General features: G+C 56.2%; 24 protein-coding genes and 2 riboswitches. Of the genes, 8 read left to right on the top strand and 16 right to left on the bottom strand.

Going from position 1 to position 25,472, the window contains the following annotated elements:
• Positions 1-106: 106 nt before the first annotated feature.
• Genes K7H08_RS14785 through K7H08_RS14760 form a run of 6 tightly spaced genes read right to left on the bottom strand, consistent with a single transcriptional unit; the run spans position 107 to position 9,915 of the window.
• Positions 107-1,258: a cobalamin biosynthesis protein CobG gene (locus K7H08_RS14785; RefSeq protein WP_231658383.1), complete on the bottom strand. Its 1,152-nt coding sequence runs from the start codon at positions 1,256-1,258 to the stop codon at positions 107-109.
• On the bottom strand, positions 1,236-5,075 hold the full coding sequence (cobN, locus tag K7H08_RS14780) for a cobaltochelatase subunit CobN (RefSeq protein ID WP_231658382.1): 3,840 nt from the start codon (positions 5,073-5,075) through the stop codon (positions 1,236-1,238). The genes K7H08_RS14785 and cobN overlap by 23 nt, the downstream gene beginning before the upstream one ends.
• Positions 5,075-6,196 carry a cobalamin biosynthesis protein CobW gene (cobW, locus tag K7H08_RS14775; RefSeq protein WP_231658381.1) on the bottom strand — a complete coding sequence of 374 codons (1,122 nt, stop codon included), beginning with the start codon at positions 6,194-6,196 and terminating at the stop codon, positions 5,075-5,077. The genes cobN and cobW overlap by 1 nt, the downstream gene beginning before the upstream one ends.
• Positions 6,183-7,553 (bottom strand): cobyrinate a,c-diamide synthase, encoded by a 1,371-nt coding sequence (locus K7H08_RS14770; protein ID WP_120387119.1) that lies wholly within the window; start codon positions 7,551-7,553, stop codon positions 6,183-6,185. Before K7H08_RS14770 ends, cobW begins: the two co-directional genes overlap by 14 nt.
• The gene (gene cobO, locus K7H08_RS14765) at positions 7,553-8,146 is read right to left on the bottom strand and encodes a cob(I)yrinic acid a,c-diamide adenosyltransferase (RefSeq protein WP_038483381.1); all 594 of its coding nucleotides are present in this window, start codon (positions 8,144-8,146) and stop codon (positions 7,553-7,555) included. The genes K7H08_RS14770 and cobO overlap by 1 nt, the downstream gene beginning before the upstream one ends.
• Positions 8,143-9,915, bottom strand: coding sequence for an AAA family ATPase (locus K7H08_RS14760; RefSeq protein WP_231658380.1), 1,773 nt, complete (start codon positions 9,913-9,915; stop codon positions 8,143-8,145). The genes cobO and K7H08_RS14760 overlap by 4 nt, the downstream gene beginning before the upstream one ends.
• A 268-nt stretch (positions 9,916-10,183) precedes the next feature.
• Positions 10,184-10,375, top strand: a riboswitch (cobalamin riboswitch).
• 67 nt (positions 10,376-10,442) lie between these two features.
• Between K7H08_RS14760 and K7H08_RS14755 the strand changes: the two genes are divergently transcribed.
• The 6 genes from K7H08_RS14755 to K7H08_RS14730 all read left to right on the top strand — a co-directional run bounded on the left by K7H08_RS14755 (position 10,443) and on the right by K7H08_RS14730 (position 15,491).
• Positions 10,443-10,625 (top strand): hypothetical protein, encoded by a 183-nt coding sequence (locus K7H08_RS14755; protein WP_231658379.1) that lies wholly within the window; start codon positions 10,443-10,445, stop codon positions 10,623-10,625.
• 84 nt (positions 10,626-10,709) lie between these two features.
• Entirely contained in the window at positions 10,710-11,723 is a 1,014-nt protein-coding gene (locus tag K7H08_RS14750) for an ABC transporter substrate-binding protein (protein ID WP_231658378.1), read from the top strand.
• Positions 11,724-11,738: 15 nt separating this feature from the next.
• A complete protein-coding gene (locus K7H08_RS14745; RefSeq protein WP_095604259.1) occupies positions 11,739-12,803 on the top strand; it encodes a FecCD family ABC transporter permease in 1,065 nt (354 codons plus the stop codon).
• A complete protein-coding gene (locus tag K7H08_RS14740) occupies positions 12,803-13,567 on the top strand; it encodes an ABC transporter ATP-binding protein (protein WP_231658377.1) in 765 nt (254 codons plus the stop codon). The genes K7H08_RS14745 and K7H08_RS14740 overlap by 1 nt, the downstream gene beginning before the upstream one ends.
• A gap of 104 nt (positions 13,568-13,671) precedes the next feature.
• Positions 13,672-14,496: an AraC family transcriptional regulator gene (locus K7H08_RS14735; RefSeq protein ID WP_231658376.1), complete on the top strand. Its 825-nt coding sequence runs from the start codon at positions 13,672-13,674 to the stop codon at positions 14,494-14,496.
• Positions 14,497-14,552: 56 nt separating this feature from the next.
• Positions 14,553-15,491 carry a DMT family transporter gene (locus K7H08_RS14730; protein WP_231658375.1) on the top strand — a complete coding sequence of 313 codons (939 nt, stop codon included), beginning with the start codon at positions 14,553-14,555 and terminating at the stop codon, positions 15,489-15,491.
• 42 nt (positions 15,492-15,533) lie between these two features.
• Here the strand turns inward: K7H08_RS14730 and K7H08_RS14725 are convergent, their stop codons facing one another.
• From K7H08_RS14725 to K7H08_RS14710, 4 genes are all read right to left on the bottom strand, one after another.
• Positions 15,534-16,304 (bottom strand): ABC transporter ATP-binding protein, encoded by a 771-nt coding sequence (locus K7H08_RS14725; RefSeq protein ID WP_231658374.1) that lies wholly within the window; start codon positions 16,302-16,304, stop codon positions 15,534-15,536.
• Entirely contained in the window at positions 16,304-17,299 is a 996-nt protein-coding gene (locus K7H08_RS14720) for a FecCD family ABC transporter permease (RefSeq protein ID WP_231658373.1), read from the bottom strand. Before K7H08_RS14720 ends, K7H08_RS14725 begins: the two co-directional genes overlap by 1 nt.
• Entirely contained in the window at positions 17,300-18,172 is an 873-nt protein-coding gene (locus tag K7H08_RS14715; RefSeq protein WP_231658444.1) for a cobalamin-binding protein, read from the bottom strand.
• A gap of 82 nt (positions 18,173-18,254) precedes the next feature.
• Positions 18,255-20,057 (bottom strand): TonB-dependent receptor domain-containing protein, encoded by a 1,803-nt coding sequence (locus K7H08_RS14710; protein WP_231658372.1) that lies wholly within the window; start codon positions 20,055-20,057, stop codon positions 18,255-18,257.
• A gap of 139 nt (positions 20,058-20,196) precedes the next feature.
• Positions 20,197-20,425, bottom strand: a riboswitch (cobalamin riboswitch).
• A gap of 68 nt (positions 20,426-20,493) precedes the next feature.
• Between K7H08_RS14710 and K7H08_RS14705 the strand changes: the two genes are divergently transcribed.
• Entirely contained in the window at positions 20,494-20,787 is a 294-nt protein-coding gene (locus tag K7H08_RS14705; protein ID WP_172420527.1) for a type II toxin-antitoxin system RelE/ParE family toxin, read from the top strand.
• Between the two features lie 2 nt (positions 20,788-20,789).
• Positions 20,790-21,086 (top strand): addiction module antidote protein, encoded by a 297-nt coding sequence (locus K7H08_RS14700; RefSeq protein ID WP_231658371.1) that lies wholly within the window; start codon positions 20,790-20,792, stop codon positions 21,084-21,086.
• Positions 21,087-21,090: 4 nt separating this feature from the next.
• On the opposite strand, the gene K7H08_RS14695 is transcribed toward K7H08_RS14700, so the two are convergent.
• From K7H08_RS14695 to cbiB, 6 genes are read right to left on the bottom strand one after another with little or no spacing between them, the layout of a single operon-like run.
• Entirely contained in the window at positions 21,091-21,519 is a 429-nt protein-coding gene (locus tag K7H08_RS14695; RefSeq protein WP_231658370.1) for a bifunctional adenosylcobinamide kinase/adenosylcobinamide-phosphate guanylyltransferase, read from the bottom strand.
• A complete protein-coding gene (locus K7H08_RS14690; protein WP_231658369.1) occupies positions 21,471-22,124 on the bottom strand; it encodes a histidine phosphatase family protein in 654 nt (217 codons plus the stop codon). The genes K7H08_RS14695 and K7H08_RS14690 overlap by 49 nt, the downstream gene beginning before the upstream one ends.
• Positions 22,061-22,837: an adenosylcobinamide-GDP ribazoletransferase gene (gene cobS / locus K7H08_RS14685; RefSeq protein ID WP_231658368.1), complete on the bottom strand. Its 777-nt coding sequence runs from the start codon at positions 22,835-22,837 to the stop codon at positions 22,061-22,063. Before cobS ends, K7H08_RS14690 begins: the two co-directional genes overlap by 64 nt.
• Entirely contained in the window at positions 22,834-23,367 is a 534-nt protein-coding gene (locus K7H08_RS14680) for a bifunctional adenosylcobinamide kinase/adenosylcobinamide-phosphate guanylyltransferase (RefSeq protein WP_038483339.1), read from the bottom strand. Before K7H08_RS14680 ends, cobS begins: the two co-directional genes overlap by 4 nt.
• Entirely contained in the window at positions 23,351-24,466 is a 1,116-nt protein-coding gene (cobD, locus tag K7H08_RS14675) for a threonine-phosphate decarboxylase CobD (RefSeq protein WP_231658443.1), read from the bottom strand. The genes K7H08_RS14680 and cobD overlap by 17 nt, the downstream gene beginning before the upstream one ends.
• Positions 24,463-25,470 (bottom strand): adenosylcobinamide-phosphate synthase CbiB, encoded by a 1,008-nt coding sequence (cbiB, locus tag K7H08_RS14670; RefSeq protein WP_231658367.1) that lies wholly within the window; start codon positions 25,468-25,470, stop codon positions 24,463-24,465. The genes cobD and cbiB overlap by 4 nt, the downstream gene beginning before the upstream one ends.
• Positions 25,471-25,472 lie beyond the last annotated feature (2 nt).

Genomic DNA, 25,472 nt, shown 5'->3' with positions numbered 1-25,472 from the left:
CCATGGGCGCTACTTTCGACATCCATGTCGAAAGACCCTCGCTACAACCTGCCCTGGCACTCAGCTATCCAGCATATAAGCTACTATTTTTTTAATCTCGATAAACCTAACGGCTTTCGCTGAGCTTTTTAATAACATCCAACGCCTCACTCTCAGTAAGGCCTGACTTAACCGGTGCGCTATCGGCGCGACCGTTAATAATCACGTCAAAGCGCCTATCGCAGCCGGTTAGGCACAGCGCTGCTGGCTGTTGGCGGGCGCAGCCTTTGGCGCACCCAGATATATGTACGCTTGCTGCCACCCAGCCGCTTAGCCGTTCGGCAAGCGGCTGGGTGGCAACACTCGCCTGTTCGCAGTATGGCGCACCGGGGCAGGCGTCCATCGCTAACCGCGGGTCGCTATTATGACGGATTAAGCCATCAACCGCGGGTAGTGTATCGCAATCCTTCAACAATAAGCGCCGCCAGGGCGTGACCTGCACAGTGTGGACATTTGTCTGTGAGACAGCCTCACGCAGCGTATTAGCCGCCACCCGGCCAAAAGGCAGCCCCACCACCATACCGTTGCTATGTTTGCCCAGCGCCAGCTTCTCGCCAGGGGATGCGGGGGCAGTATCAGCGGCCGCCCAGTCAGGCAGCGGTGCTGTGTGCCGCCGCATGCGCCCAGAGTCCCAGCCGCCGCTGTCCACAAACCAATGGGTCAGGCGTATTAACTGCTCAACGGCGGCTTCGGGCTCGTTCACCGCCGTGCCACACTCATAGCCATCGGCGCGTACTATCAAACCGCCTTCCACCGAGCGCTCAATACGAAAATCAGCGGCGCTATCGCACAGCACCGGTGCTTTTCCCGCATCAATCGCAATGCCGATTTTGCCAGGCATGGGCGCTAATTCGCTGCCTCGCGTTTGCAACAGGTGGGCAATGGTATGAGTGTCATCGCCCTCTTGCCAAGCAGGTGCCAGCATCAGTTGCGGCTGGCGTTCTGCTTGCGTGTCGTCGTTCACCAACTGATGCTCAACCAGAAAGGCCATCAGCGGTGGCCAGCTGGCCTCGCTCACTCCCCGCAGCTGAATATTGGCCCGACTGGTTAGCTCGATCAAACCGCTGCCGAAGGTCTCGGCGGCTTCACACAGTGCCACTACCTGCTGCCGTGAAAGCTGGCCCAGCGGTGGGCGTACACGTACCAACAGGCCATCGCCGGTGGCCATAGGCCGCCACGCGCCGGGGCACCAGCCTTTAATGCGCGGGCTGGTGGTCATAGTGCCCCGTCTCTTTGGCTTCATCCATTTCCAGCAGCAGGTCTTGTAATGCCTGGCCGTGTTCGCCGGGGGCTTGCCACATGCCTCGCTGGGCGGCTTCGAGTAAGCGTTCCGCCATCTCTTCTATGGCCGCGGGGTTATGCTCACGCAGAAACTGCTGATTAGCGGCATCGAGCACTAGGGCGTCACTCACCTGGGCGTACTGGTAGTCGGCGACTAGATCAGTAGTGGCATCGTAAGCAAACAGGTAGTCCACCGTGGCAGCCATTTCAAAGGCGCCTTTATAGCCGTGCTCGCGCATGGCATTGATCCACTTGGGATTCAACACGCGCGAGCGAATCACCCTCGCCAGTTCCTCTTTCAAGGTACGAATCTTGGGCACCGCGGGATTGGCGTGGTCGGCGTGATAAATGGTCGGTGCTTTTCCACTTAGTGAGCGCGTGGCGTTGGCCATGCCACCCTGAAAAGCGTAGTAGCTGTTGGAATCAAGAATATCGTGCTCGCGGTTATCCTGGTTCTGCATCACCGCATCCAGCCCTTGGAGTTGCTGCTCGAACGCCGCCCGCGCAGCAGTGCCGGAAGCCTTGAACTGGCCGTAGGCGTAGGCACCTGTATCCATGTAGGCCTCGGCTAAATCGTCGGCGCTGTCCCAAGAACGATTTTCAATTAGCCGGTTCAAGCCCGCGCCATACTCACCGGGCTTGCTGCCGAAGATACGGTAGCTTGCCTCTTGGGCGGCCATCTCTGGGCTTAGCCCTTGGTCTTCCAGTGCTTGCTGGCGAGCAAGCACCGCCTCGCGGATGGTGTTGCTGTTACCCGGCTCTTCATAACTGGCCACCGCTTGCACGGCGGCGTCAAATAGGCGAATCACATTAGGGAAGGCGTCGCGGAAGAACCCGGATACCCGCAGCGTGACATCAACCCTTGGCCGATTGAGCAGCATCGAGGGGATCACTTCAAAATCACTCACCCGCTGGGAGCCCAGAGACCATTTAGGGCGCACGCCCATCAGCGCGAAGGCCTGGGCGATATCATCACCGCCGGTGCGCATGGTGGCGGTGCCCCAAATCGAAAGCCCCAACCGACGCGGATAGTCGCCGTTATCCTGCAGGTAGCGCTCGACAAACGCCTGGGCAGATTTTTCGCCCAGCGTCCAGGCAGCAGGCGATGGAATTGAACGGTTATCGACGCTGAAAAAGTTACGCCCGGTGGGCAGCGTATCCAGCCGCCCTCGGCTGGGCGCGCCACTAGGCCCGGCGGGAACGAAAATACCTTCTAGGCCATCGAGCAGCGACTGAATCTCCATCTTGACGCCGCGCTGCATTGCGACCCATAGCTGGTCGCGGGCATAGCGCAGCTGCTCCGCCGTGTTGGGGTAATCTTGGGCCAGTTCCTCCAGGCAACCAGGGGCTAATACGTAGTCGGCCACCCAGCGCTCGGCCAGCAGTTCAAGGCGCTCGCGGGTATCCGCGCCGGTGCGCCAAGGGGTATCGAGCAGCTCCCTTAGAACAACGGGTTTAAGCTCCTGCCAAGGTTCGTTGCCAGCGGCCAACGGATCAAAATCCAACCCTAAATCACTCGCTAGATTGTGCAGCAGTCCGCGGCTGGCCACCGCTTCACCACGGGGTAGTCGCAACAGCGCCACCAAGGTGCCCGCCCGCTTCTCTTCAGGCGGCAGCGTGCCGAGTATGTGCAAGCCATGGCGAATCTGCGACTCTTTGATATCGCACAGAAAGGTATCCAGCTCGTTGAGAATGTCGGCATCATCAGTACTGTTTTCACAACCGTCGACGGCGTGCGCCAGTTCCTGATCGATACCGGTATCACGCAGGTGAGCGAGAATCTGGCTGCGTATCAACGCTTCCCGGCGCGGGTCCATATCCAGCGCTTGATAATACTCATCACATAGCGCTTCAAGCTCGGCCATAGCACCGTAGAGTTCGGCTCGTGCTAGCGGCGGCATCAGGTGGTCGATAATCACCGCCTGACTGCGGCGCTTAGCCTGGGCACCCTCGCCGGGGTCATTCACAATAAACGGATAAAAGTGCGGCAGCGGCCCCAGGGCAATATCCGGCCAACAGTCAGCGCTCAAGGCGATGCTTTTACCCGGCAGCCACTCTAAATTGCCGTGTTTGCCCACGTGGATAACCGCGTCGACTTGATAGTGCTCGCGCAGCCAGTAGTAAAACGCCAGGTAGCTGTGGGGTGGCGCCAGCTCCATATCGTGATAGGACTGGGTGAGATCGTCGATAAAGTCGCGTTCCGGCTGAATCCCCACAAAGGTTTCGCCTAAGCGGATACCGGCGATCATCAAACGCCCCTGGCGGCATTTGGGGTCTTCGTGAGGCGCCCCCCAGCGCGTCCATACGGTTTCCTGCAGCTCACTGGGCAAGGTTTTAAACCAAGCAAGGTAGTCGTCAACGCTGATACTCTGCCAGCAGGCGCGCTGGTCGAGGCTGCCGTGATCGTTGGTCACCGCGCCCTGAAGCTGGCGGATCAACGCATCGCCATTTTCCGACAGCTCGCTTAACGGATAACCCGCTTCTTTCAGGGCGCTGAGAATCTGCAGCGTCGACGCTGGGGTATCCAGCCCGACCCCGTTACCGATCCGGCCATCCCGATTGGGGTAGTTAGCCATGATCAGCGCGATACGCTTCTGTCCATTGGGGGTTAGCCGTAGCGAACAGATGCGCCGCGCCAGCTCGGCTACAAAGGCGGCCCGTTCCGGATGAATCACATGGTGGGTCACCGCCAACTGACAGCGCTGGTTATAGTGGGCTTCGGCTTTAAACCCCACCGCCCGAGTGATAATGCGACCATCCATTTCGGGGAGCACCACCTGCATGGCCACATCGCGGCTATGCAGTCCGGCGGCCATGTCCTGCCAGTCTTCACTGGTGCTGCTGGCAAGAATCGCCTGGAGCACCACGGGTCGCCCCACAAACAGGCTGTCGGGTAGCTTTTCACCCAGAGCATCCAGGCCGTCGGCGTTGCGATTGACCGCAAAGCTGGTGGTATTAATCACCAGCATAGCGCCGGTCTGCTCAATCAAGTGATTGATAAAATCAATGCATGGCCCCTCTTTCAAGGAGGCCACGGCCACCGCTAGCGGCTCTAGGCCTTTTTCTCTGAGCGCGGCCAGCAATCCGTCTGGGACAGCGGTATTCGCCCCCTGCAAGTGGCTGCGATAAAACAGCAGCAGGCACACCGGCCGCCCGGGCACCTGGCGGTCGCGCCACTCGCTAAGGCTTAGCGCCTGCTGGTCTTGCGACGCATAAATCACCGCGGCCGGAATAACTTTCGGCTCCTGCCAGGCCAGAGAAAGCGATAAACATTCGCTGGCGATAAAGCGCAGCAACTGCTCGGCGTTATCCACACCGCCTTCTCTTAAATAGCGCCACACGCGGTAAGCGCCATCAAAGGCGATGGTGGAGTCTTCTAACAGGGCATCATCCGGTGCGTCGCAACCCGGCACCAAAATCAGCCGGCGTTCGGGTTTGGCTGCCGCCCAGGCGAGCAGGCGCTCATGACCATACTGCCAGTAGGCTTTACCGCCCAGCAGTGAAACGATGACCAATTGGGCGTTTTCCAGCACCCGATCTTCGTAGAGATCATAGGCCGCCGGTTTTACCAAATTCATCCAGTTGGCTAGCCGTACCGAGGGGTAAGCTTCACCCAGGCGGTCAACCGCCTGGGCCAGTGCCGATAGATTGCTATCAGCGGCGGACAGTATCACGACCTCGGCGGGGCTCTGCTGTAGGTCGATAATGCCTTCATCATCGACAAAGCCTCCGGGCTTGGCGGCAAATAAGTGCATTAGCTGGCCGTTTGAACCTCTGCCTCAGTTAGCGCTTCACGCAGCGCGGCGCTATCCAGCGATTTGCCAATAATGACTAGCTGGGTCTGGCGCGTCTCGTCTTGGCTCCAGAGCCGATCGAAGTAACCTTCCAAGCGCTCGCCCACTGCTTGAATAACCCGGCGCATGGGTTTGCCCGGAATTGCCGCAAAGCCTTTGGCGCGGTAAATCTCGTGGCTTTTCAGCAGTTGCTGCAGCTTGCTGGCCAAAGCGTCGCCATCCACTTCACCCAGGGTAATCACGCAGGAATCAAAGTTATCGTGGGCGTGGTCGTGGTGCGCGCCTTCAGCGTGATGCTTATCGTGATGATTGGTGATGCTGTCAATATGCTCTTCGCTGGCCGCACCAATGCCCATCAGCGCTTCCAACTGGGCGGTGTCGGTGGTTTGGGTCTGATCGATAAACAGCGTTTTTACCGATTCGCTCACCCGCGACTGAATCACCGCTTCAACCTGCGTGCGCTCTTCCGGGCTAAGTAGGTCCGCCTTGCTGACCAGCACCAGATCTGCCGCGCTTAGCTGGTCATCCAGTAGCTCGCGCAGGCTGGGGTCGTGATCCAAGCTTTCATCAGCGCGACGCTGGGCTTCAACCTTATCCACATCGCTGGCATAACGACCGGCGGCTACCGCAGGGCCATCAATCACGGTAATAATCGCATCGACGGTGCAGTGCTGACGCACGTCGGGCCAGTTAAACGCCTGCACCAGCGGCTTAGGCAGTGCCAGACCGCTGGTTTCGATCAGAATGTGGTCGATATCATTGCGGCGGGCAACCAGCTTCTTCATCACCGGCAGAAACTCCTCTTCCACCGTGCAGCAGATGCAGCCATTGGCCAGCTCATAGATGCTGCCATCTTCCCCGTCTAGCTGCCCGCCTTCACTACCCTCTTCACAGCCCAGTGCACAGCTGCGCAAAAGGCTAGAGTCGATATCCTGCTCGCCGAACTCATTGACGATCACGGCGATCCGCTTGCCGGTGACTTGGCGCAGAATATTGGCCAGCAGCGTGGTTTTGCCGCTGCCGAGAAAACCGGTGACGACCGTGGCGGGAATCTTATTCAGCTGTACTTTATTGGGCTGCATGGGTAAATGCCTCGCTGTGCTGCAGTTCGCAGTGCGCCGGGCTGGCAGAAAAAAGCCTCGCCACAGCGTCAGGATTGTTGGGGAAAAACAGATGTAAATAGGTCGCCGTTAAGCGATTCTGACGGTAAATCGCTTCCCCCGGTGCGGGGTGGCGCTGGCGACGGCCATGAGCAATCGGCTCAGGGGTGCCTTCTGCCATAGAGCGGTGGTGCGCATGGCCGCGAACCGGGCCTTCCGGCAATTCGGCAGTTTGCATCCCCTGGCAGCCACGCCGACCGCGCATCGCCCCCTGCCCTGGCAGCAAGCCGAGCATGGGATGGGTGATATCGTCGTAGTCGGTCAGGGTTTCCAGGCAGTACAGCAGGCCGCCACACTCAGCCAGAATGGGCTTATCGGCGCGATAGAAAGCCTCAATGGCCGAACGCATGGCGCTGTTATTCGCCAGTTGCAGGGCATGAAGTTCCGGGTAGCCTCCCGGCAACCACAGCGCATCGCATTGCGGCAGACAACTATCCGTCAGCGGTGAGAAAAAGCGCAGCGTTGCACCCATCTGCTCCAGCAGATCGAGATTGGCCTGATAGATAAAGCTGAAGGCGGCGTCACGAGCTACGCCAATGGTGCGGCCTTTAAGTACAGGCTTAACGGCCGCAAGCTGCTCTTGCGGAGCGGCAAAAGTCACCGGTGGCAGTGCTGCAAGCGCTTCAAGCAGCCCAGCCGCTTCCAGCGCTCGGGCACCCGCTTCAAAGCGTGCCTCTAAATCCTCGCGAATCTCCGCAGCTTGCACCAGCCCAAGATGGCGTTCGGGGAGCGCTAAATCAGGGTCTCGTGGCACAGCGGCCAGCAGGGGAATCGTCGCTGGCAGCGCCCCTTCGATCAGCTCGCGATGGCGCTGCGAGCCGCAGGCATTGGCGACTAATCCAGCGATATAGATATCATCACGAAAGCTGGCAAGCCCTGATACCAGCGCGGCAGCGGTCTGGGCCATGCCTTTTACATCCATGACAATTGCCATAGGAATAGCAAACAAGGCCGCCAAGTCAGCGCTAGAAGGCTCGCCGTCAAACAGCCCCATGGCACCCTCGACCAAAATCAAATCCGCTTCACAGGCGGCGTCATAAAAACGCTGGCGGCAGTAGGCTTCGCCTGCCATCCATAAATCTAACTGATCTACCGGTTGACCTGAGGCCTGAGCCAATATTTGCGGGTCCAGATAATCAGGCCCGGTTTTAAACACCCGCACCACCTTGCCCTGATTACGCAGCAGCCGCGCCAAGCCCGCCGTGACGGTAGTTTTACCCTGACCAGAAGCCGGGGCAGCGATAAACAGCGCGGGGCAGCGAGCGGTTGGCGTACTCATTAGTATTCGATCCCCGCCTGGGCTTTGACACCGCCGCGAAACGCGTGGCGCTCATCCTGAACAACGCTGATGGTATCGGCGATTTCCTGCAGCGGCGTGGCCATGGTGCGCCCAGTAATGATCACGTTCTGGTGCGCCGGGCGGCGTTGCAAGGCTTCTACCACCGGTTCGGGGTCAAGATAGCCGTACTTGAACATGTAGCTCATCTCATCCAGCACGATCATATGATAAGCAGGGTTCTCCAGCAGCCCTTTAGCGACTGCCCAGGCGGCTTGGGCGGCTTCGATATCCCGCTCGCGGTTCTGGGTTTCCCAGGTAAAGCCATGGCCCATGATGTGCCAATCAAGCTTGGGATGATCGCGAAAGAACAGGTATTCGCCGGTTTCGCGGCGGCCTTTAATAAACTGAATGACCGCACACTGCTGACCGTGCCCTAGTGAACGCGCCATGGTGCCAAAGGCCGAGCTGCTTTTGCCCTTGCCGTTGCCTTTAAGCAGAATCAGCACGCCACGCTCTTCGGTGGCGCGGCTAATGCGCTCATCGACCACGTCTTTTTTGCGCTGCATGCGGTTTAGATGGCTAGCGTCACTCATGGGCTTTCCCCAGGTTGATGTGCAAAAACAGAATGTGCGAAAACAGGATGTGCCAAAGATGGTTTACCAAACGAGGCTGGCCAATAACGGGCGCCTAATTGCTGAGCGATGCGTGCGCCCTGCCCGCGTTTAACTCTCGATTGCTCGGTATCGATCAGCAGGCAGTCACCTAGCGGGGCGAGGTCGTCAACCGATTCCCGTGTGCGGCCATCGGTAATCAAATAAGTACGTACCTGTAAGCCAGGCTCGCGGCGCTGCCAATGTTGAATTAGCCGTTTGGCTTCAACAATCGCTTCCCGCAGCGGGGTGCCACCGCCGCCCTTGGCACTGTCAAGCGTGCCCCGCGCGTTTTTGGGAGCACGACGACGGGAGAGTATCGACACCACGCCACCATTACCAAACCCCAGCACCGCGACCTGCTCCCGCGCAGCATAAGCTTGGGTGACCAGTGACTCAACCAGCCCTTTGGCTTGGCCTAACAGACGCTGCCCCAAGGTGGAACCAGAGGTATCCAGCAGCACCAAATGGGCTACCGCCTGCCCAGCGCGAGATTTGCGCATTTTTAACTGCCGCCAAGGCCACTGGCCACGATTGGCGATCAGCGTCGCGAACCCGTCTAGCCGCGGGGTTTCCGCCTGAGAGCGCCCTCGACCGGAGACACCTCCCTTGCCTGAGCTAGCCGCTGTATCGGCGCGTTGCGCACGCGGGGAAAAGGTATTGCTCTCGGGCAGGTTAACCGCTGACTGGTTAATGGATTCCTGCGCTACCGGCGGCATAGCGCCCCACTGGCCCTGCTCACCATTTTGGTGGGATGATCCGCCGGTGGGCGCGTTATTAGCTGACGACGATCCGCCCTCCCCATTTGAAGGCGTTTGATTAGGCGGGGAGGACGGCGGATGTTGCTCTGGCGGCTGGGTTCGACGATGTGCCAGCACCCAGGGCGCCACCGTATCGATATCTACTTGGCTGACGCTTTCCGCCCCCCGCCAGGCTGCATGAGCCTGAGCTGCTCGATGCCAGGTAACGTCTGCCCGTAGCCCTTCAACACCTGCGGCTTCGCAGCGTGCAGCAATGGTCTCGTACACCCAGCCTTCGCAAGTCACTGACGCTAGTGCCTGTTGGGCATGGTGAACCTGCTGAGTCAGCGCTGCTTGCTCTACCGCAAACTGTTGTATATAAGCTTGGGGGTCGTGGTCAAAGGCTTCGCGCTGCTGAACAATAGCAATGCGCTGTTTAACGCTGACGCGGTCAGCCTGTTCAATACAGAGCCCAAAACGGTCGAGCAGCTGCGGGCGCAGCTCGCCCTCATCAGGGTTCATGGTGCCAATCAAACTAAAACGCGCCGAGTGTGAGTGGCTGATACCATCACGCTCAACGATATTGATCCCGCTAGCGGCCACGTCTAGCAGCAGGTCAACCAGCATATCCGGCAGCAGATTAACTTCATCGACATACATCACCCCGCCGTGGGCTTTGGCGAGGAGCCCTTCATGAAAAGTGGCTTGCTGCTCGGCTAGCACCTTTTGCAAATCTAAACTCCCCACTAGCCGGTCTTCGCTGGCACCGAGGGGTAAGGTGACAAAGGGTGGCTTTTTGCCATTGGTGTCGTTAGGCAAAACCGCCGCCAGTGCCCGCGCCAGGGTGGATTTCGCACTACCCCGAGGGCCGCTGATCAGCACACCGCCAATGCGCGGATTAATCGCATTCAGCAGCAAGGCGGTTTTCAGCGCTTCCTGGCCGACAACACCTACAAAGGGAAAGTCACTCAACCGAACCTCCCATGCAGAGCATGCCCGAAGCTTGAACTTGATTCATGATGACTTGGTAAGTAATGATAAAACCATTCATAAGGAAGCGATGAAATAAAACGTTGCAGTATAGAGGAAGGAACAGCGTCGAAGCCAGCTTAGCGGCCAGCGCCTCTATGAGGCAGCCCTCACTAGCACATGATCAGACCCGCATTGGATTAATTATCAAAGTCAATGGATGAAGATAGCCGAAAGATCATGCTTTCTGTTGTTCTACCTTTACCCGCCACCTAGAATAGCTGCCGTCGGTGTTCCTCACGGAACTTAATAGAGAATCCGCTGCGGCTTAGCCGCGAAACGGAACTGCCCCCGCAACTGTAGGCGGTTAGCGATGCTCAATGAGCCACTGGACGCATTGTCTGGGAAGGCGAGCTAGCCATGACCCGTCAGTCAGGAGACCTGCCGACCATGTTAATTAATCGAGCGAGACAGTTCGGCCAGATATTTTTTCTGGCTGTATGCATCGCTCGTCATGCACGGGAGTGTACATGATTGAGGTAACAGGACATGAAGAAAGCATCTGGGGCATTCAGTGCTTACCAAGCGACACCATGGGATTGGTCATGCGAACCCAGATGTTCTATCCCCCCGCTTCTGAGAGCAACCTACCCGATAACCTACCGCCTGCCGCACGGCAACGATTTTTAGATATTTTGTCTGCAAACAGCTGAGACACGCTAGTGTTCTTCGCTCAGGCAACAATAATGTTATATTATAACAAATAATCTAAAAACTCTCTTCTGTAGGAATCTGCAATGAAGCATGTATGTTACTCACTGATAGCCGCATCGCTGCTGCCCGCCTCATTCGCACTGGCCAGTGACACTACTTACCCCGTGAACTTAACCAACTGCGGCGTAGAGATAAGTGTGGCGTCGCCACCCGAGCAAACGGTAACGGTGGGTCAATTAGCCACAGAGATCCTTTACTCACTAGGGCTCGCTGATAGAGTGGTTGGTACCTCAGTCTGGTTTAATCCGGTCTTGCCGCAATTTACTGACGTCAATGAACAGATCGAGCGGATCGCCAACGACGACCCCAGCTTCGAAGCCGTGGTCAATAAACGCCCTGACTTGGTTGCAGTGCAGTACGAGTGGCACGTGGGGCCTACCGGGAGCGTGGCCAGCCGAGATCAGTTCCATGAACTAGGCATCGCCACTTACATCATGCCCGCCGATTGCGACACCAAGGATAACTCTACTGGCGGCGATGGCACCCGCACCGCCGCTTTCTCCACAGAGTCCATCTATAAAGGAATCACCGAGCTAGCCGAAATTTACGATGTTCAAGACGCTGGTAAAGCTCTGGTGACAGATCTCAACGCCCGAGAAGAACACGCTATCAACCTGGCAAGCAGCCTTGATTTGCCGGAAGACCTATCGGCAGTCTTTTGGTTTTCATCAACGGATCTGGGGGTTAGCCCTTTCGTTGCCGGCCAACTGGGTGCACCGGGCTATATGATGGACAAACTGGGCATTCGCAATGTCATTGAGTCTGATGAAGAGTGGCCCACCGTTGGCTGGGAAAGCATCGCCAAGGCTGACCCCGATGTGATTGTTATCGCCGCCATGGATCGTCGCCGTTTTCCTGCTGACGACATCGAAGCAAAGCGTGAGTTTCTGCACAATGACCCGGTTACCAGCGAAATGACGGCGGTTAGAAATAACCGCATCGTAGAGATGGACGCCCATGCCATGAGTGCCACTATGCGCAGCATTTACGGCCTTGAGTCACTAGCCGAGGCGCTATCGACGATGTCTTTCAACTGATATGGCTTTTTACGCATGAGCATAGCGCTAACACGGCCCATAACTAAGCGCTTCGGGTTGCGCTGGCTTTGGGTGACGCCACTTGTGCTGGTGGCCGCACTCATCGCGGGCACCGCCATCGGCGAGACATCAATTCCCGTTGATACGATACTCAAAGTGCTCGCCAATCAACTACTTGGCGCGGATTACCCGGTTGATCGAATCGACGAGGGTATTATCTGGAACTACCGCCTCAGTCGCGCCGTCGTTGCCGCTTGCTGCGGCACCAGCTTGGCGCTGGCGGGAGTGGTATTGCAGGCCCTGCTGCGCAATCCACTAGCCGACCCCTATTTAATGGGCATTTCTGCTGGAGCCTCTACGGGTGCCGTTGCAGTGGCGGTTGCTGGGTTAGGCGCTGGCATGCTGTCGTTATCGTTGGGTGCCTTCGCTGGTGCCCTCCTCGCCTTTGGCATCGTAGTGATGCTCGCCCATGCGGCCAACAGCGGTGTTGGTGGTGGGCGTGGTGTTCAGGCAGCAGGAGCAATTATTCTGGCGGGGATTGCAGGTTCGCAGCTGTTTAATGCCCTAACCGCATTTATCATTACCAAGTCAGCAAGTGCTGAACAAGCGCGGGGCATTATGTTTTGGCTGATGGGCAATCTCTCCGGAGTGCGCTGGGCTGATGCTACCCTAGCGGTGCCTGCCGCGCTGTTCGGGCTAGTGGTTTGCCTATGGCACCGCCGTTCCTTGGATGCGTTTACCTTCGGGGCCGATAGCGCCGCGTCGATGGGAATTGCTGTGCGCCCGGTGCGCGGCATGCTGATTATCGCGATGGCGCTGGTCACTGCGGTAATGGTTTCCATCGTAGGAGCGATTGGCTTTGTTGGCTTAGTGATTCCCCATGCGATGCGCTTTATTGTCGGCAGCCAACACACGCGTTTGATACCCGCCACCGCGCTTGCTGGCGCGGTATTTTTAATCGGTTCAGACATTCTTTCGCGCACTCTAGTGTCTGGTCAGGTGCTTCCCATCGGGGTGATTACATCACTGATTGGCGCGCCCGCTTTTGCGCTTATTCTTGTCCGTGGCAAGAGGCATTAATGCAATTATCCGCAGAACAACTCACCTGGGCGGTACATGGCACGCCACTGGTCGTTGACGTCAATCTCACCGTCGAGCCCGGTCAAACCTTTGGTTTGGTGGGCCCCAACGGCTCGGGAAAAACGTCCCTGCTGCGTCTGCTGGCCGGTTTGAACAAACCAAAGACAGGCCTGGTGCGGATTGATAACCAGCCTTTGCACGCCCTCAAACAACGCACTATCGCTCAATCTATTGCCTTGGTTGAGCAACAGGCTGACACCACCGATAGAATTACCGTGCGCCAAGTGGTCGCGCTAGGTCGCACGCCTTTTCTTTCCGCCTTACGCGCCTGGTCAATTGAAGATGATGCCATCGTGGTTAAAGCGCTGATAGATGTTGATATGGCGCATATGGCAGATCGGCTTTGGCATACACTTTCTGGCGGTGAGCGCCAGCGCGTGCATATTGCTCGGGCATTGGCCCAACAGCCTAAGATCCTGCTGCTGGATGAACCCACCAACCATCTGGATATTCGCCACCAGTTGTCGATTCTTAAACTGGTCAGGCAACTGCCGATTACGGTGATTATTTCCCTGCACGACCTTAACCAAGCCATGGAGTGCGACCGCATTGGCGTTATGGATAGCGGCCACCTGATCGATAGTGGCCCACCCCACGACGTGCTCACCGCCAGTAGGCTACAACAGACCTTTGGTGTGCATGCCCATGTGATCGATGACCCTGTCGATGGCAAGCAGGTCATGCGTTTTCGCAATGCTGTTTAGAAACGTTGGCAAGGGGTAAATGACATGAGGTAAAAGCCAAGTAAAAGGCGGCGATACCTCAGGGTATAGTGAGGCGTTTTCTTGGTTAAGATATTGGGGCCCAAATGAGTACTGACCACTCACCAAATACGCATCTTGCTAAATGGGAAAATGCTAAAAACCCTGTGGTGTCGATGTTTAAAGAGTACCCTGCGGGCCATCACATCCCTCCCCATCAACACCAGCGTGGACAGTTAATCTATGCCAGCACAGGTACGATGAGACTATGCACCCGCGATGAATACTGGTTATTACCTCCGTTTCGTGGCGTCTGGATGCCTCCTTACGTAGAACATGAAATGAGCGCCAGCACACCAGTTTCTTTGCGGACGTTATATGTCAATGTCGAATCGTTCACCTTAAACCTGCCTAGTCATCCAGTAGGAATAGGCGTCACTGCGCTTTTACGCGAGCTGCTGATCAGGGCCTCCTCTTTTTCAATCACCTATCATCCAGACAGCTTCGAAGAGCGCTTATTGCGGCTAGCATTAGAAGAGATGAAGCAGGCCTTCGAGTGTGGATTAAAACTGCCCATGGGCAGAGATAAGCGTTTGAAAAAGATCTGCGATACGTTGCTGGAACATCCGGGGGATGTGCGTTCACTGGCAGACTGGGCGAATGAGGTCGGAGCAACGACGCGGACACTATCCCGACTATTTCGCACTGAGACAGGTATTTCTTTTATTCAATGGCGAGAGCAGGTACGCATTGTAAGTGCCATGTCGGGGTTAAGCACTGGGCAACGCGTTAGCCAAGTTGCAGAGCATCTAGGATATGCTTCACAAGGGGCGTTTAGCGTTATGTTCAAACGTGTCACGGGTAAATCTCCCCGCGAGTATTTAAACGATCTGTCCTGTTCTCAAACAAAGTTGTCTCGCATGGAAGAATAGAATCCGCGTGAGATTGATATTGTTTCTCTACTTCTTGAAATAATCGGTAGAGGAATATGAAACGTTCACTAACGTCACTCACTGACCACTATTACGTTCTGATAATCGCATCTACATTCCTGCAAGGGTCTTCTTTTGTCAGCACTAAGCTCGTCATGGAACAGATGTCGCCTTTATGGGCAGCGTCTGCTCGCTTCCTGGTCGCAGCAGTATCTTTGTCGCCTTTTGTTTTTATCCAAATGCGCAGGCATAAAATATCTCTTAAAGACCTCCCTTGGGTAAAACTGCTAATAATTGGTGGTTTTCAAACAGCCGGTGTCATGTCGCTACTCAACATTGGACTAACGGCGACTAGCCCTTCAATAGCGGCCATTCTTATGGCCAGTAACCCTTTACTGGTGGTTGTCTTAGCATGGTTTATTTTAGGCGAGCGCTCCTCGACGCTTGCCTTATTCGGCTTAGCCTCTGCATTTATTGGAGTGGTTATTTGTATTGGGATCGACGTTGACGGCTACCACGGAGTCGGGCGTGGAGAAGTATTTGTGATGCTGGCATCTACCTGCTGGGCCTGTTCTACCGTGTTAAGCAAGAAATTTGCCATGACGCTCTCACCCTGGATAGTCACTTTCTGGCAGATGTTGATTGGCTCCCTGCTGCTTATGGTGATAGCTGCATTCAGCAAACAACCTTTTTCCCTGCCGACGGATGCTTACCACTGGGGAATGTTTATGTGGCTGGCAATTCCCGCATCGACTGGAGCTATCGGGCTTTGGTTTGCGGCGTTAAAGATTGGCGGCTCCGTACATACAAGCGGCTTCTTGTTTCTGTGCCCACTGTTTGCCGCCCTAGTTGCATTTATATTGATCGGACAACATCCGGCATGGCATGAAGTGATTGGCGGGGTTTTGGTGGGCGCAGGCCTGTTTCTGATGTCCCGCCAGCGTCAGCCAAACCAGCGACAGCAAAAACCAGCCCCCCTATTAAATGCCCGCTAACGTAGCAGCGAGCGCTAACTGTTGAGCTAGCTAAGCTTGTCATCACTCTTTTATGGGCACGAATACCGGTGCCCCTTCAACCTCGACCACCGCCAGCCGCTGCTGGTAAAGGCGTTCTAATGCACTGGGCACCAGCATGCTGTCTCGCGCTCCCCAGCAAGCCTCGCCACTGGGGTAAAGCAGCAAAAGGTGATCACACCAGCGGGCGGCTAGATTTAAATCGTGCAGGCACATCATCACCGCGCTGCCCTGGGATGCCTGCTGGGCCATCAGCGCCATTACTACGCTTTGGTGGTGTAGGTCGAGGTGGTTGGTGGGTTCGTCAGCCAACCAGATACTGGGTGCCTGAGTCAGTACCGTGGCCATCGCCACACGCTGGCGCTCACCGCCAGAAAGCGTACTCACCAAACGGTCGCGCAGGTGCGCAACGTCTAACCGTTCAAGCGCTGCTTCGGCTTGGGCGTAGTCATCTGCTCCCTCCATTTGCCACAGCGATAGATAGGGGTGGCGACCAATCAGTGCGGTTTCCAGCACGGTCGCGGGAAAACCATCCAAGCGTTCCTGGAAGACAATTCCCAACATTTGCGCAACTTGCCGCCTGCTCAGCGTCTCAAGGGGCTGCTCCCCCAGCAGCACTTGCCCGGAGCGCGGCGCGTTCAGCCCTGCCAAAGTGTGCAGCAGCGTCGTTTTACCTGCTCCGTTGGGGCCAAGCACGCCCCATACCTGCCCTGGTTCGATGGCAATATTCAGCGCCGTGCCATCACCTCTTTCCGGCACGTTGATGATCAGGTCTTGGGTAACCAAACGGCTCATCAGCGGCTCCGGTAAAGCAGAAAGAGAAACGTCGGCACACCTAATAGCGCAGTAATCACTCCCACTGGCAGTTGTTCCGGAGCAATCATCGTGCGCGCCAGTGTATCGGCCAGCACCAGTAAGGTGCCCCCAGCCAGAGCACAGGCCGGTAAGATTAACCGCTGATCATTACCCAGCAATAGGCGCAGCATATGTGGCACTACCAAGCCGACAAAGCCGATGCTGCCCGCCGTAGTAACAGCCGCGGCGGTTAACAAACTGGCGACAATATAGATGCACCACTCAAGTGGCCGGACGGCAACGCCCAGCGCAGCAGCTTGCTGCGGGCCACGGGCCAGCACATTTAAGCTGCGTCCAAGGGGCATCAGTACCACGCAGGTAGCCAGTAACAGCAGCAGCGGCGGCCAAGGTGCGCGCGCGTAAGAAAGATCGCCCATGAGCCAATACAGCATGCCCGGTAACCGCTCAGCAGGGCTCAGCGCCAACATCAGGGTGATCACCGCGCCCCAACCTGCCGCAACCACTACGCCGGTTAGCAGTAACCGAGAAGGTGTCCAACTACCGCTGCCGTGGGCCAAGCCAAAGACTAATAACGTCGAAAATAGCGCACCGCCAAATGCCGAGCCTGAAATTGCCACTCCCCCAAGACCACCTAGCATGGCAGCAAGTGCACCAATTGAGGCACCGCCGGAAAGCCCGAGTACATAAGGGTCTGCAAGAGGATTACGCAACAGCACTTGCATCAGAGCACCCGCTACCGCCAACAAACCACCGACAGCAAAAGCCGAAAGCGCCCTTGGCAAGCGCAGCTCCAGCACCATGGTACGCGCAAGCGCATTGCCCTCGTCCTGGCCGATATAACCAAGATGACCGAGAACCACTTGCCAAACTTGCCCAGGGGAAAGCTGCGCACTGCCAATACCAAGGGCGATAATCAGAGAAGCCAGTGCCGCCAGCAGCAACAGGCCAAGCGGGAAGCCCAATCGTGCTAACATTTAATCGCGCTCGCGTTTTTGTCGGGCAATATCAAGCTTCTCGCAGAGAATTTGGCTACCTTCCATCAAGCGTGGAGTAGGCCGCTGAATTAAAGAAGGCGGTACAAAAAAGAGATTATCATCGGCAACCGCCGTTACGTTTGAGTACTGCTCCCAGTGGGTCAACCAATGGCGATTCTCTTCCCCCATCCCTCCGGCAACAATCGCTTCAGGGTTTGCCGCCAGGACAGCCTCATCATCAATGCGAGGCACTAGGCGAGCTTGCTCACCAAATACATTTACACCGCCACAGATCTCGATCACCTGGCCGATAAGATGTGCGTCATTGACACTCATTAACGGCTCATCCCACACTTGATAGAAGATGCGCACTGGCTCCCGATCACGATAGCGAACTGCCAGTTCAGCCATCCTCGACCGGAAATTATCAGCGACCGACTGACCGGCGCTTTCAGTGCCAGCCAGCTTCGCCAAACGCTCAATTGCGCTGGCCACTCCCTCAAAATTCCTAGGCTCAATATAGAATACCGGCATACCCAGCGCTTCAAGGGTTTCCAACTGTTCAGCGGGGTTCCCGGTTACCCAGCCGATCACTAAATCAGGCGCCAGCCCTACCAGGGCTTCTAAATCAATGCGCGTGTGGCTGCCAACAGACGCTACGTCTTTGGCCTCTGGTGGATAATCACTGTAACTAACCACCGCCACCACCTGATCCCCGGCGCCCGCAGCGTAGGTCAGCTCCGTCGCCCCTGGCGAAAGCGTGGCAATACGTTGTGCTGACGTGTATAGACACACTTCACGCTCACGATCATCCACCGCGCAGCGGCTGTGGTCATCTGCCAATACGTCGTTTGCAACCACACCACTGAGCATCGATAAGCTTAGTATCAATCGATTTAATAACAGTGCGGGGCCAGTGGCCCCGCGATGTTTAAACAATCTCTGATTCGCTTTTTTATTGGCCAAAGTGAACACTTAAAAACCCTGCGCGGCCTGCGTTAATGTAGTCGGCACCATCAAACGAGCGCGTTGTAATGTAATCTTGATCCAACGCGTTTTCCAGCGTTACTCGCGCACTCCACAGTGGGGCAAACTGCCAACCTGCACGCAGGTTAACCAGCCCGTAACCGCTTAAGCGGTCTTGATTCTGCGCATCACGATAACGGTGGTTTTGAGCAATCCAGGAGCCACCCACCGACCAGTCGCCAAGCTCACGGTCTACGTCTAAGCGAAGGCTTTGTGAGGCACGGTTTTGCAGGCGCTTACCGGTTAGGCGGTTTTCAGGGTCGGTGTAGGTCAGCGCGGCGGCTAGTGTCCAATCGTCGAGCTCGACGCCTGCAGCCAGCTCAGCTCCACGAATGCGGGTTTCGGGTACGTTAAACAGCAACCCCTGACCAGCAATCAAGTTGTCGATATCGGTTTGATAGAGTGCCGCATCCCAGAACCAATGGCCGTACTGACCGCGCACACCTACCTCAATGCTTTGCGACGTTTCAGACTCTAAGTCGGGATTACCAAAGCCTGGGAAGTAGAGCTGGTTGTAGGTGGGTGCGTTAAAGGCTGTACCGTAGTTGGCACGCAAGGTGTGGTGGCCGTCTACGTCATAGCCCACGCCTACGCTGCCGGTGACTTCTTCACCGTAAGCTTCATTGTCATCAAAGCGCAAGCTGGCTTGCAGAGTAAACGGCGCAAAATCGAGCAAGGCTTGGGTAAATACCGCCGCGTTGCTACGGCTAGTCTCATCGTACGCCGTAGTGCTATTAACGCGATCTTCGCTGTATTCAGCGCCTGCAATCAGCTCGTGGGCACCCGCCGTTAAGGTATTTTCCCAGCGCGCGGTACTCACCTTGGTGTTAAACACGGAGTCACCAAAGTTATCGATGTTATCGCTTTCATCACGAGATTCGCTGAGTGTTAAGCGGCTGCGCCAGTTATCGGTTATCGGCAGCTCACCGTAGACACCCGCCACCTGCTGAACGAAATCGTTTTCACCGCCATCGTATTCGTTATGACCACGGGCACGAAGCGCCAACACGCCCGCTTCTGCACCACTTTCAAAGGTGTGAGATACCCGCGCTAACGCCGTGGTGTTGTCATAGCCCTTATCGTCGCCATCGCGTCGAATCGGTTGACCATCCGTGGTGAAGTGGCTAGCGGAAAAGCTATAGCGGGTGCCGCCCTCTTTGCCGCTAATGCCGGCACTCAGGCGCTGGGTATTAAACGAACCACCACCGACAGAAATACGCGGTTGCGGACCCTCTTCTTCGCCTTGGGGGGTAAACAACTGAATAACGCCGCCAATTGCGTCAGCACCGTATAGGCTGCCACGCGGACCACGCACAATTTCAGCACGATCAAACATGCGCGGCTCCAGATGCTGCCAGGCAGCCCCACCACTGGTGGCAGAACGAAGACGAATCCCGTCAATCAACAGGACATTTTGGCCGCTACCGCTGCCGCGAATAAAAACGCTGCTGTTTTTACCAAAGCTGCCATTTGTAGAAACATCCACCCCAGGCTGGCCGCGCAACAAGTCGGTAATACTTACCGGATCTTGGCGGCGTAACGTTGCTTCGTCCAGCACGGTAACCGAGGACAGGCTTTCATTGGCAGTACGCGGCACAAGTGCGGCGGTAACAACAACGGGGTTTAATGTATTCGCAGCAGGCTGTGCGTTAGATTGGGCTTGAACGGCCATGGGCAATGCGGCCATCGCAAACGCCGCCAGAGTGGCGGTGGAATGAAAACGGTAAGACATGAGGAGATCCCTTGCTCACTGTGCTCACCCGCACAGCGTATTTTTTTGACCGGGCAGAGGGATGATAGGGAGATCAGCAGCCTAAGCTAGCGATGTCACCCTGAGCACGCCCTCCGCGTCTCGGCATGTTGTGGTCCTGTAGAACCATGCCTCTTAGGCCGGTCTCCGGGCTGACGAGCGAAAAGCGGATAACAGCATCATGCCTTTCCGAACGACCACCTTCCCATGCGTTAGCACAGTGGCGTCTTTAGCCGTTCTTATCTCGATCACCGTTGCGGGGGCAGCGTTGGATTCACGTAAGTGTTCACCAACTTCCCGTTTAACTGATGGCGATAATGACCATCAGCACCTGAGAGTGCGCGTAAACTAGCAACTTGTTAGGAGCTGGTCAATTTAGCTATTGCAGAACATGTAGTTTATAAACTACATTAATAAGATGGCTGACATAAAGCAGACAGACACTTTCCGGAAGTGGGAAAGCAAGCTCAAAGACACTCGGGCTAAAGCCACTATTGCTGCACGCATTTTTCGCCTGGCAAATGGTCTGTCTGGTGATGTTCAGCCAGTCGGGCAAGGAGTCAGTGAACTGCGCATTCATTATGGGCCTGGCTATCGGGTCTACTTTTGTCAGCGCGGTGATGAATTTATTTTACTTCTATGTGGCGGTAATAAGAGTACTCAGCAGAAAGATATAGATACGGCTCATCGCCTTGCTAAGGCGTGGAGGTAAATATGAGTGAACGACTTTACGATTATGATCCTGCTGCAGCGCTGGATAGCGAAGCAGCCATTGCGATATTTCTTGCAGATGCTTTTGAAACCGGTGATGCCAGCTACATCGCAAAAGCTGTTGGCGTTGCCGCCAGAGCGAAAGGCATGTCTCAACTAGCGACTGAAACGGGATTGTCACGTGAACAGCTTTACCGCTCCTTTGGCGAATCGGGTAACCCAACTCTCAAGACCATGTTAGCGGTAACCCGGGCGCTAGGGATCGATATCACCGCCCGACCTCATAAACCAGCCGCCTAGCCTGCTACTTAAGCGCTTGCACGAGCCCATGCCGTACATGCCAGACCTGCTCGGATTGGGCGGCAGCGTCTTGGCTAAACCAGCCGCTTAAATCGCGCAGGCGACGCTGGTCTTTAGCCATGGGGACGATTCCCCGTCCTAACTCGTTCATGATGACCACCAGCGTTACACCGTGGGTTTGTGCGGCAGTGGCCAAGCTTTGCAGATCTCCCCGCCACTGCGCGCGCGACGCATCGCTGCTCATATCCGAGTGCAGCACGGCCGCTAACCACTCAAACACACCGTGCAGAACGAGCGGCATATTAGGCTGCATGATGTGGGTCGCTTCGTGTAAACGCTGCCCTGGAGAAAGCCGCCACCAAACAGCGCTGGGAAAGCGTGCTTTTACAACATCGCGCTTACCTGCGCAGGCACCGCCGATGAACAGCTGCATTGCCACTCTCCTTTGCCATCTTCACGTTTTAAATACGTCAGTTGCCAACGCCGTCCTTGTGCTTGGTGAACGATGCCTTCCCAAAAACCAATGGTTTCGAAGCGACGCCGCAACTCGCGTATTACCCCGCCGTGGGTAACAACCAGCACTTTCTGATAATGATGTTCGCGGGCGTGCGCCGCCACCTCTTCAAGCCAAGCATTTAAACGCTCACGTAGCTGGCCGGAAGATTCGCCGCCGGGAATTTGCAGCTCACCCACGCTGTCAATCCAAGCGCGATAATGGGGTAAGTCTTTTAGTTCATCGTAAACTTTGCCTTCATAGTCACCAAAATCCAGCTCCCGTAATCGTGGTTCTAGATACAGCGGCACACCCGGCTTTGCCGCCTGCGACCACTCGAAGGTTTGCTGACAGCGGTTTAAATCGCTTGAATAAACAGCGTCAAAGCACTCTTCTGCCAATGCGTCACGCAGTGCCAGCAGCCCCGCTTCTGCATCAGGAAATAGCAGCGGAATATCGCGCTGCCCTTGGTAGCGGCGCTCTAAATTCCAGGCGGTGATACCGTGGCGAACTGCCACCAACTCCACATTAAGACCAGTAGCCAAAGCTCTCCTCCTTCAATGGTGGCACCTACCATATCGCCATTGATGCCGTTAAATAGCCGCAGCATTGCCCTTCTGGCGATTGCTACCCACACGATGATGACCAACCCCCAGACCAGCAATGCTGGTGAAACCGCAACAACCAGCGCCAACGGTAGCAAGGCATAACCAGCATCACGGGCGCTAAGCGACTGCTGCCAGCTCCACGCGAGCCCCTTCGAGTGAGCGCAGGGAGTAAAAATCAGCAGTGCGACCCCAGCAAATCGACCTAATGCAGGCACTGCTACCAGCCACCACAGCGGCGCCTGATAAGCCACCAGTGCCCAAAGCAATACGCCCTTCCAGGCCAGCAAAAACAGCAAGGCCAGGATGCCGAAACTGCCTATCTGAGCGTCTTTCATGATTTCCCAACGCCGCTCAAGGGGCTGGTTACTGCCTAACGCATCGGCAAGGTCCATTACGCCATCAAGATGTAAACCGCCCGAAAGCGCTACCCATAGGCTTAGCAGTAGCAACACAGTTATTGGCGCTGGTGACGCTATGAGACTTAATAGCAGCGCGCTTAACGCCAGCATGCTGCCAATTAACAACCCTACCAACGGATAGGCGCGAATTGCCCAGCGACGGGTGGCAGGTGTCCATGGGCAGGCAACAGGAAGGGGAATTCGGGTTAGAAACTGCAGCGCGAGTATTAGGCCGAACAGCGCATTGTTCATTGTTTCCACTCCACAGCACAGCCCGCGATGACCTCAAGCACTGAGTCAGCTTCCAGCGCTAACCAACGGTGTAAGCACTGGATAAACTCAACGTAGCGCCAGGTAGTCGGCTGATCAGGAATCAGCTCTTCGTTAAGATCGTTCGACACAATCACCAGTGTTAGCCCCCGTGCTTGTGCATCACGCAGGCAGCGAGCCAGCAGCGCTAGACCTTGCTCATCACTGAATTCTTCATTTGGCTCAGCGCCAAACAGCACTTGTCCTGCCCAGAGAGTTAAACAATCGAGCAGCACCGCGTGGTGATCGGGCACTTGGGCAATGGCTTGGTCAATCGCCAGGGGCGCTTCTAGCGTTACCCATTGGCCTTCCCGGCGTGCCTGGTGGCGCGATACCCGGTCGGCCATTTCGGCGTCGTAAACTTTAGCGGTGGCAATGTAATAGCAGTTGGCGTCACCCGCCGCGCTGAGCACACGCTGCTCCGCTACTTGGCTTTTTCCAGAGCGAGCGCCCCCACTAACAAAGACAATCATGCAGCACCTTTAGCAAGCGGTTATTTGCCGACTCATCACGCAGTGCCAAGCGTAACCAACTGCCCTCAAGCCCTTTAAAGCTGTGGGTATGCCTCGCCAGTAGCCCTTTATAAAGCATACGTTCAAACAGGTCTGCGCTGGTCACGCCGCGTTCACGCTGTAAAACACCTGGCCGCACAAGGAAAAAGCAGCTGTGACTGGGCACCACCTCAAGCCCTAGCGCCTGCAACGCCTTGCCCAGACGTGGCTGCTCACTGGCCAGCCACTGCTGGGTGAGCCGTGCAAACTCGCTATCCGCTAACAGCGGTGCCACCAGTTCAGCAGCAAGATGGTTCACACTCCAAGGCGGTTGATGGTGGCTCATGGTGGCTACTATGTTTTTCGAAGCCAGCACGTAGCCTAGGCGCAATCCAGGCAAGGTATAAAACTTAGTCATTGAGCGTAGCAGCACTAAATGACAGTAACGCTTAAGCAGCGGCGTCAGCGCCTCGACGTCTATTGATAGATCGATAAATGCTTCGTCGACCACCACTTGGGTTCCGGTAGCCTGCGTATGCGCTAGCAGTATCTCTACTGCATCGATGGGTATCAGTGTGCCAGTTGGGTTATTCGGACGACACAGAAACACCACGTCGGCGTTTGCTGCGTTCTTTAGCAAGTCGGCCATATCACAAGCGAAATGCGGCTCGCGCAATACATGCTCGGTCATTTCAATACGGTGGGCAGAACAGGCTCTGGCATATTCACCAAAGCTGGGAGCCAGTAATAAGGCACGCCCACTGGCATGCAGCGCAGCGGCAAGAAAAATCGCCTCCGCCCCACCATTGCTCAGCAGTACTTGTGCTGGTTGAACACCGTTGTGCGCCGCAATGGCCTGCCGAGCTGCAGCGTAGTCCGGCGAGGGATAGCGGCTAAGCCCACCAAGCCTTGTTACCAACCAGCTTGCCAGCCATTCGGGCGGCCCAAGCGGGTTAAGGTTAGCGCTTACATCGTCAATCACATGATCGGCAGGTAGCCCAAAACGCTTCAGCAGCGCTGCGGCCTGGCCACCATGGCTTGGCCAATCAGCCGCCCCGTGAACATTGGTTTGACAACTCATAGCCATGAAATCCCCGCGCCTGCCGACCCCATTAATACGCCCGTTAATACACTCATCAACACGGCCATTAACAAGAAAAACAGCAGGCAAGCACCGTGCATTAATTTAATTGTGGCGTTGATATGCGAACACGTCAGCGTTTCCAGTGGCGAGCCAAGAGTTGCTCGATGAGAAACCGCACCCTGATAAACATTGGTGCCGCCCAATTGCACACCCAACAGGTTCGCGACCATGGCTTCTGGCCACCCCGCATTAGGGCTTGGGTGGCGAGGCGCTTCGCGGCAGGTAGCCAACATGGCCCGACGCCAATAGTGCGCCGATGATTGCCAGCTGATCAGCCCCCCGGCAACCCACAAGCATAGCGCGGTCAGCCTGGCGGGCAGCCAGTTAGCTATATCATCGAGCTTCGCCGAGGCATAGCCGAAGTCGCTATAGCGTTCGTTTTGATAGCCCACCATGGAGTCCAGCGTGTTGATCGCTTTATAAGCCAGCGCCAGCGGCGCACCGCCGATAAACGCGAAGAATAGCGGCGAGGTGATGCCATCCACCGTATTTTCTGCAATGGTTTCCACCGCACCACGGGTAATTTCCGCTTCATCCAGTTGCTCGGTATCACGCCCCACCACCATGGAAAGTGCCTTTCGTGCCGATACTAAATCACCGTTAGCCAGCGGCACGGCAATGGCGCGCCCCGCTTCCGCCAAGCCTTTTATGGCCAGCGTTGTCGCCAGCAACCAAAGCTCAGCAGCTAGCCCAAGCCAAGGGTGCACCCAAGTCAGTAGTTCCAAACTCAGCCAAGCGAGGCTAAACGTGCCCAGCACAATGGTGGCGGTGAGTAAAAAACCCAGGAGTCGACGGCGCTTGTCACTTCCCTGGTTCCAGCGCTGCTCAAGTACGCTGATGGCACGCCCAATGATGACGACTGGATGCGGCAACGAACGCGGGTCACCAACGACTAAGTCGATGACAATCGCCAGTGCAACAATAACGATCTCGCCATACATGA

The organism is Halomonas sp. IOP_6, assembly GCF_021151565.1.
Classification (GTDB): domain Bacteria; phylum Pseudomonadota; class Gammaproteobacteria; order Pseudomonadales; family Halomonadaceae; genus Vreelandella; species Vreelandella alkaliphila.
The sequence above is the reverse complement of the archived record's forward strand: the minus strand, read 5'-3'. Positions and strand labels throughout refer to the sequence as shown.

Bases quoted from the DNA above. Each gene is read 5' to 3' on its own strand.
- K7H08_RS14785 (WP_231658383.1), bottom strand. From the start codon at position 1,258: ATGACCACCAGCCCGCGCATTAAAGGCTGGTGCCCCGGCGCGTGGCGG.
- cobN (WP_231658382.1), bottom strand. From the start codon at position 5,075: ATGCACTTATTTGCCGCCAAGCCCGGAGGCTTTGTCGATGATGAAGGC.
- cobW (WP_231658381.1), bottom strand. From the start codon at position 6,196: ATGCAGCCCAATAAAGTACAGCTGAATAAGATTCCCGCCACGGTCGTC.
- K7H08_RS14770 (WP_120387119.1), bottom strand. From the start codon at position 7,553: ATGAGTACGCCAACCGCTCGCTGCCCCGCGCTGTTTATCGCTGCCCCG.
- cobO (WP_038483381.1), bottom strand. From the start codon at position 8,146: ATGAGTGACGCTAGCCATCTAAACCGCATGCAGCGCAAAAAAGACGTG.
- K7H08_RS14755 (WP_231658379.1), top strand. From the start codon at position 10,443: ATGATTGAGGTAACAGGACATGAAGAAAGCATCTGGGGCATTCAGTGC.
- K7H08_RS14750 (WP_231658378.1), top strand. From the start codon at position 10,710: ATGAAGCATGTATGTTACTCACTGATAGCCGCATCGCTGCTGCCCGCC.
- K7H08_RS14745 (WP_095604259.1), top strand. From the start codon at position 11,739: ATGAGCATAGCGCTAACACGGCCCATAACTAAGCGCTTCGGGTTGCGC.
- K7H08_RS14740 (WP_231658377.1), top strand. From the start codon at position 12,803: ATGCAATTATCCGCAGAACAACTCACCTGGGCGGTACATGGCACGCCA.
- K7H08_RS14735 (WP_231658376.1), top strand. From the start codon at position 13,672: ATGAGTACTGACCACTCACCAAATACGCATCTTGCTAAATGGGAAAAT.
- K7H08_RS14730 (WP_231658375.1), top strand. From the start codon at position 14,553: ATGAAACGTTCACTAACGTCACTCACTGACCACTATTACGTTCTGATA.
- K7H08_RS14725 (WP_231658374.1), bottom strand. From the start codon at position 16,304: ATGAGCCGTTTGGTTACCCAAGACCTGATCATCAACGTGCCGGAAAGA.
- K7H08_RS14720 (WP_231658373.1), bottom strand. From the start codon at position 17,299: ATGTTAGCACGATTGGGCTTCCCGCTTGGCCTGTTGCTGCTGGCGGCA.
- K7H08_RS14715 (WP_231658444.1), bottom strand. From the start codon at position 18,172: ATGCTCAGTGGTGTGGTTGCAAACGACGTATTGGCAGATGACCACAGC.
- K7H08_RS14710 (WP_231658372.1), bottom strand. From the start codon at position 20,057: ATGTCTTACCGTTTTCATTCCACCGCCACTCTGGCGGCGTTTGCGATG.
- K7H08_RS14705 (WP_172420527.1), top strand. From the start codon at position 20,494: ATGGCTGACATAAAGCAGACAGACACTTTCCGGAAGTGGGAAAGCAAG.
- K7H08_RS14700 (WP_231658371.1), top strand. From the start codon at position 20,790: ATGAGTGAACGACTTTACGATTATGATCCTGCTGCAGCGCTGGATAGC.
- K7H08_RS14695 (WP_231658370.1), bottom strand. From the start codon at position 21,519: ATGCAGCTGTTCATCGGCGGTGCCTGCGCAGGTAAGCGCGATGTTGTA.
- cobS (WP_231658368.1), bottom strand. From the start codon at position 22,837: ATGAACAATGCGCTGTTCGGCCTAATACTCGCGCTGCAGTTTCTAACC.
- K7H08_RS14680 (WP_038483339.1), bottom strand. From the start codon at position 23,367: ATGATTGTCTTTGTTAGTGGGGGCGCTCGCTCTGGAAAAAGCCAAGTA.
- cobD (WP_231658443.1), bottom strand. From the start codon at position 24,466: ATGAGTTGTCAAACCAATGTTCACGGGGCGGCTGATTGGCCAAGCCAT.
- cbiB (WP_231658367.1), bottom strand. From the start codon at position 25,470: ATGTATGGCGAGATCGTTATTGTTGCACTGGCGATTGTCATCGACTTA.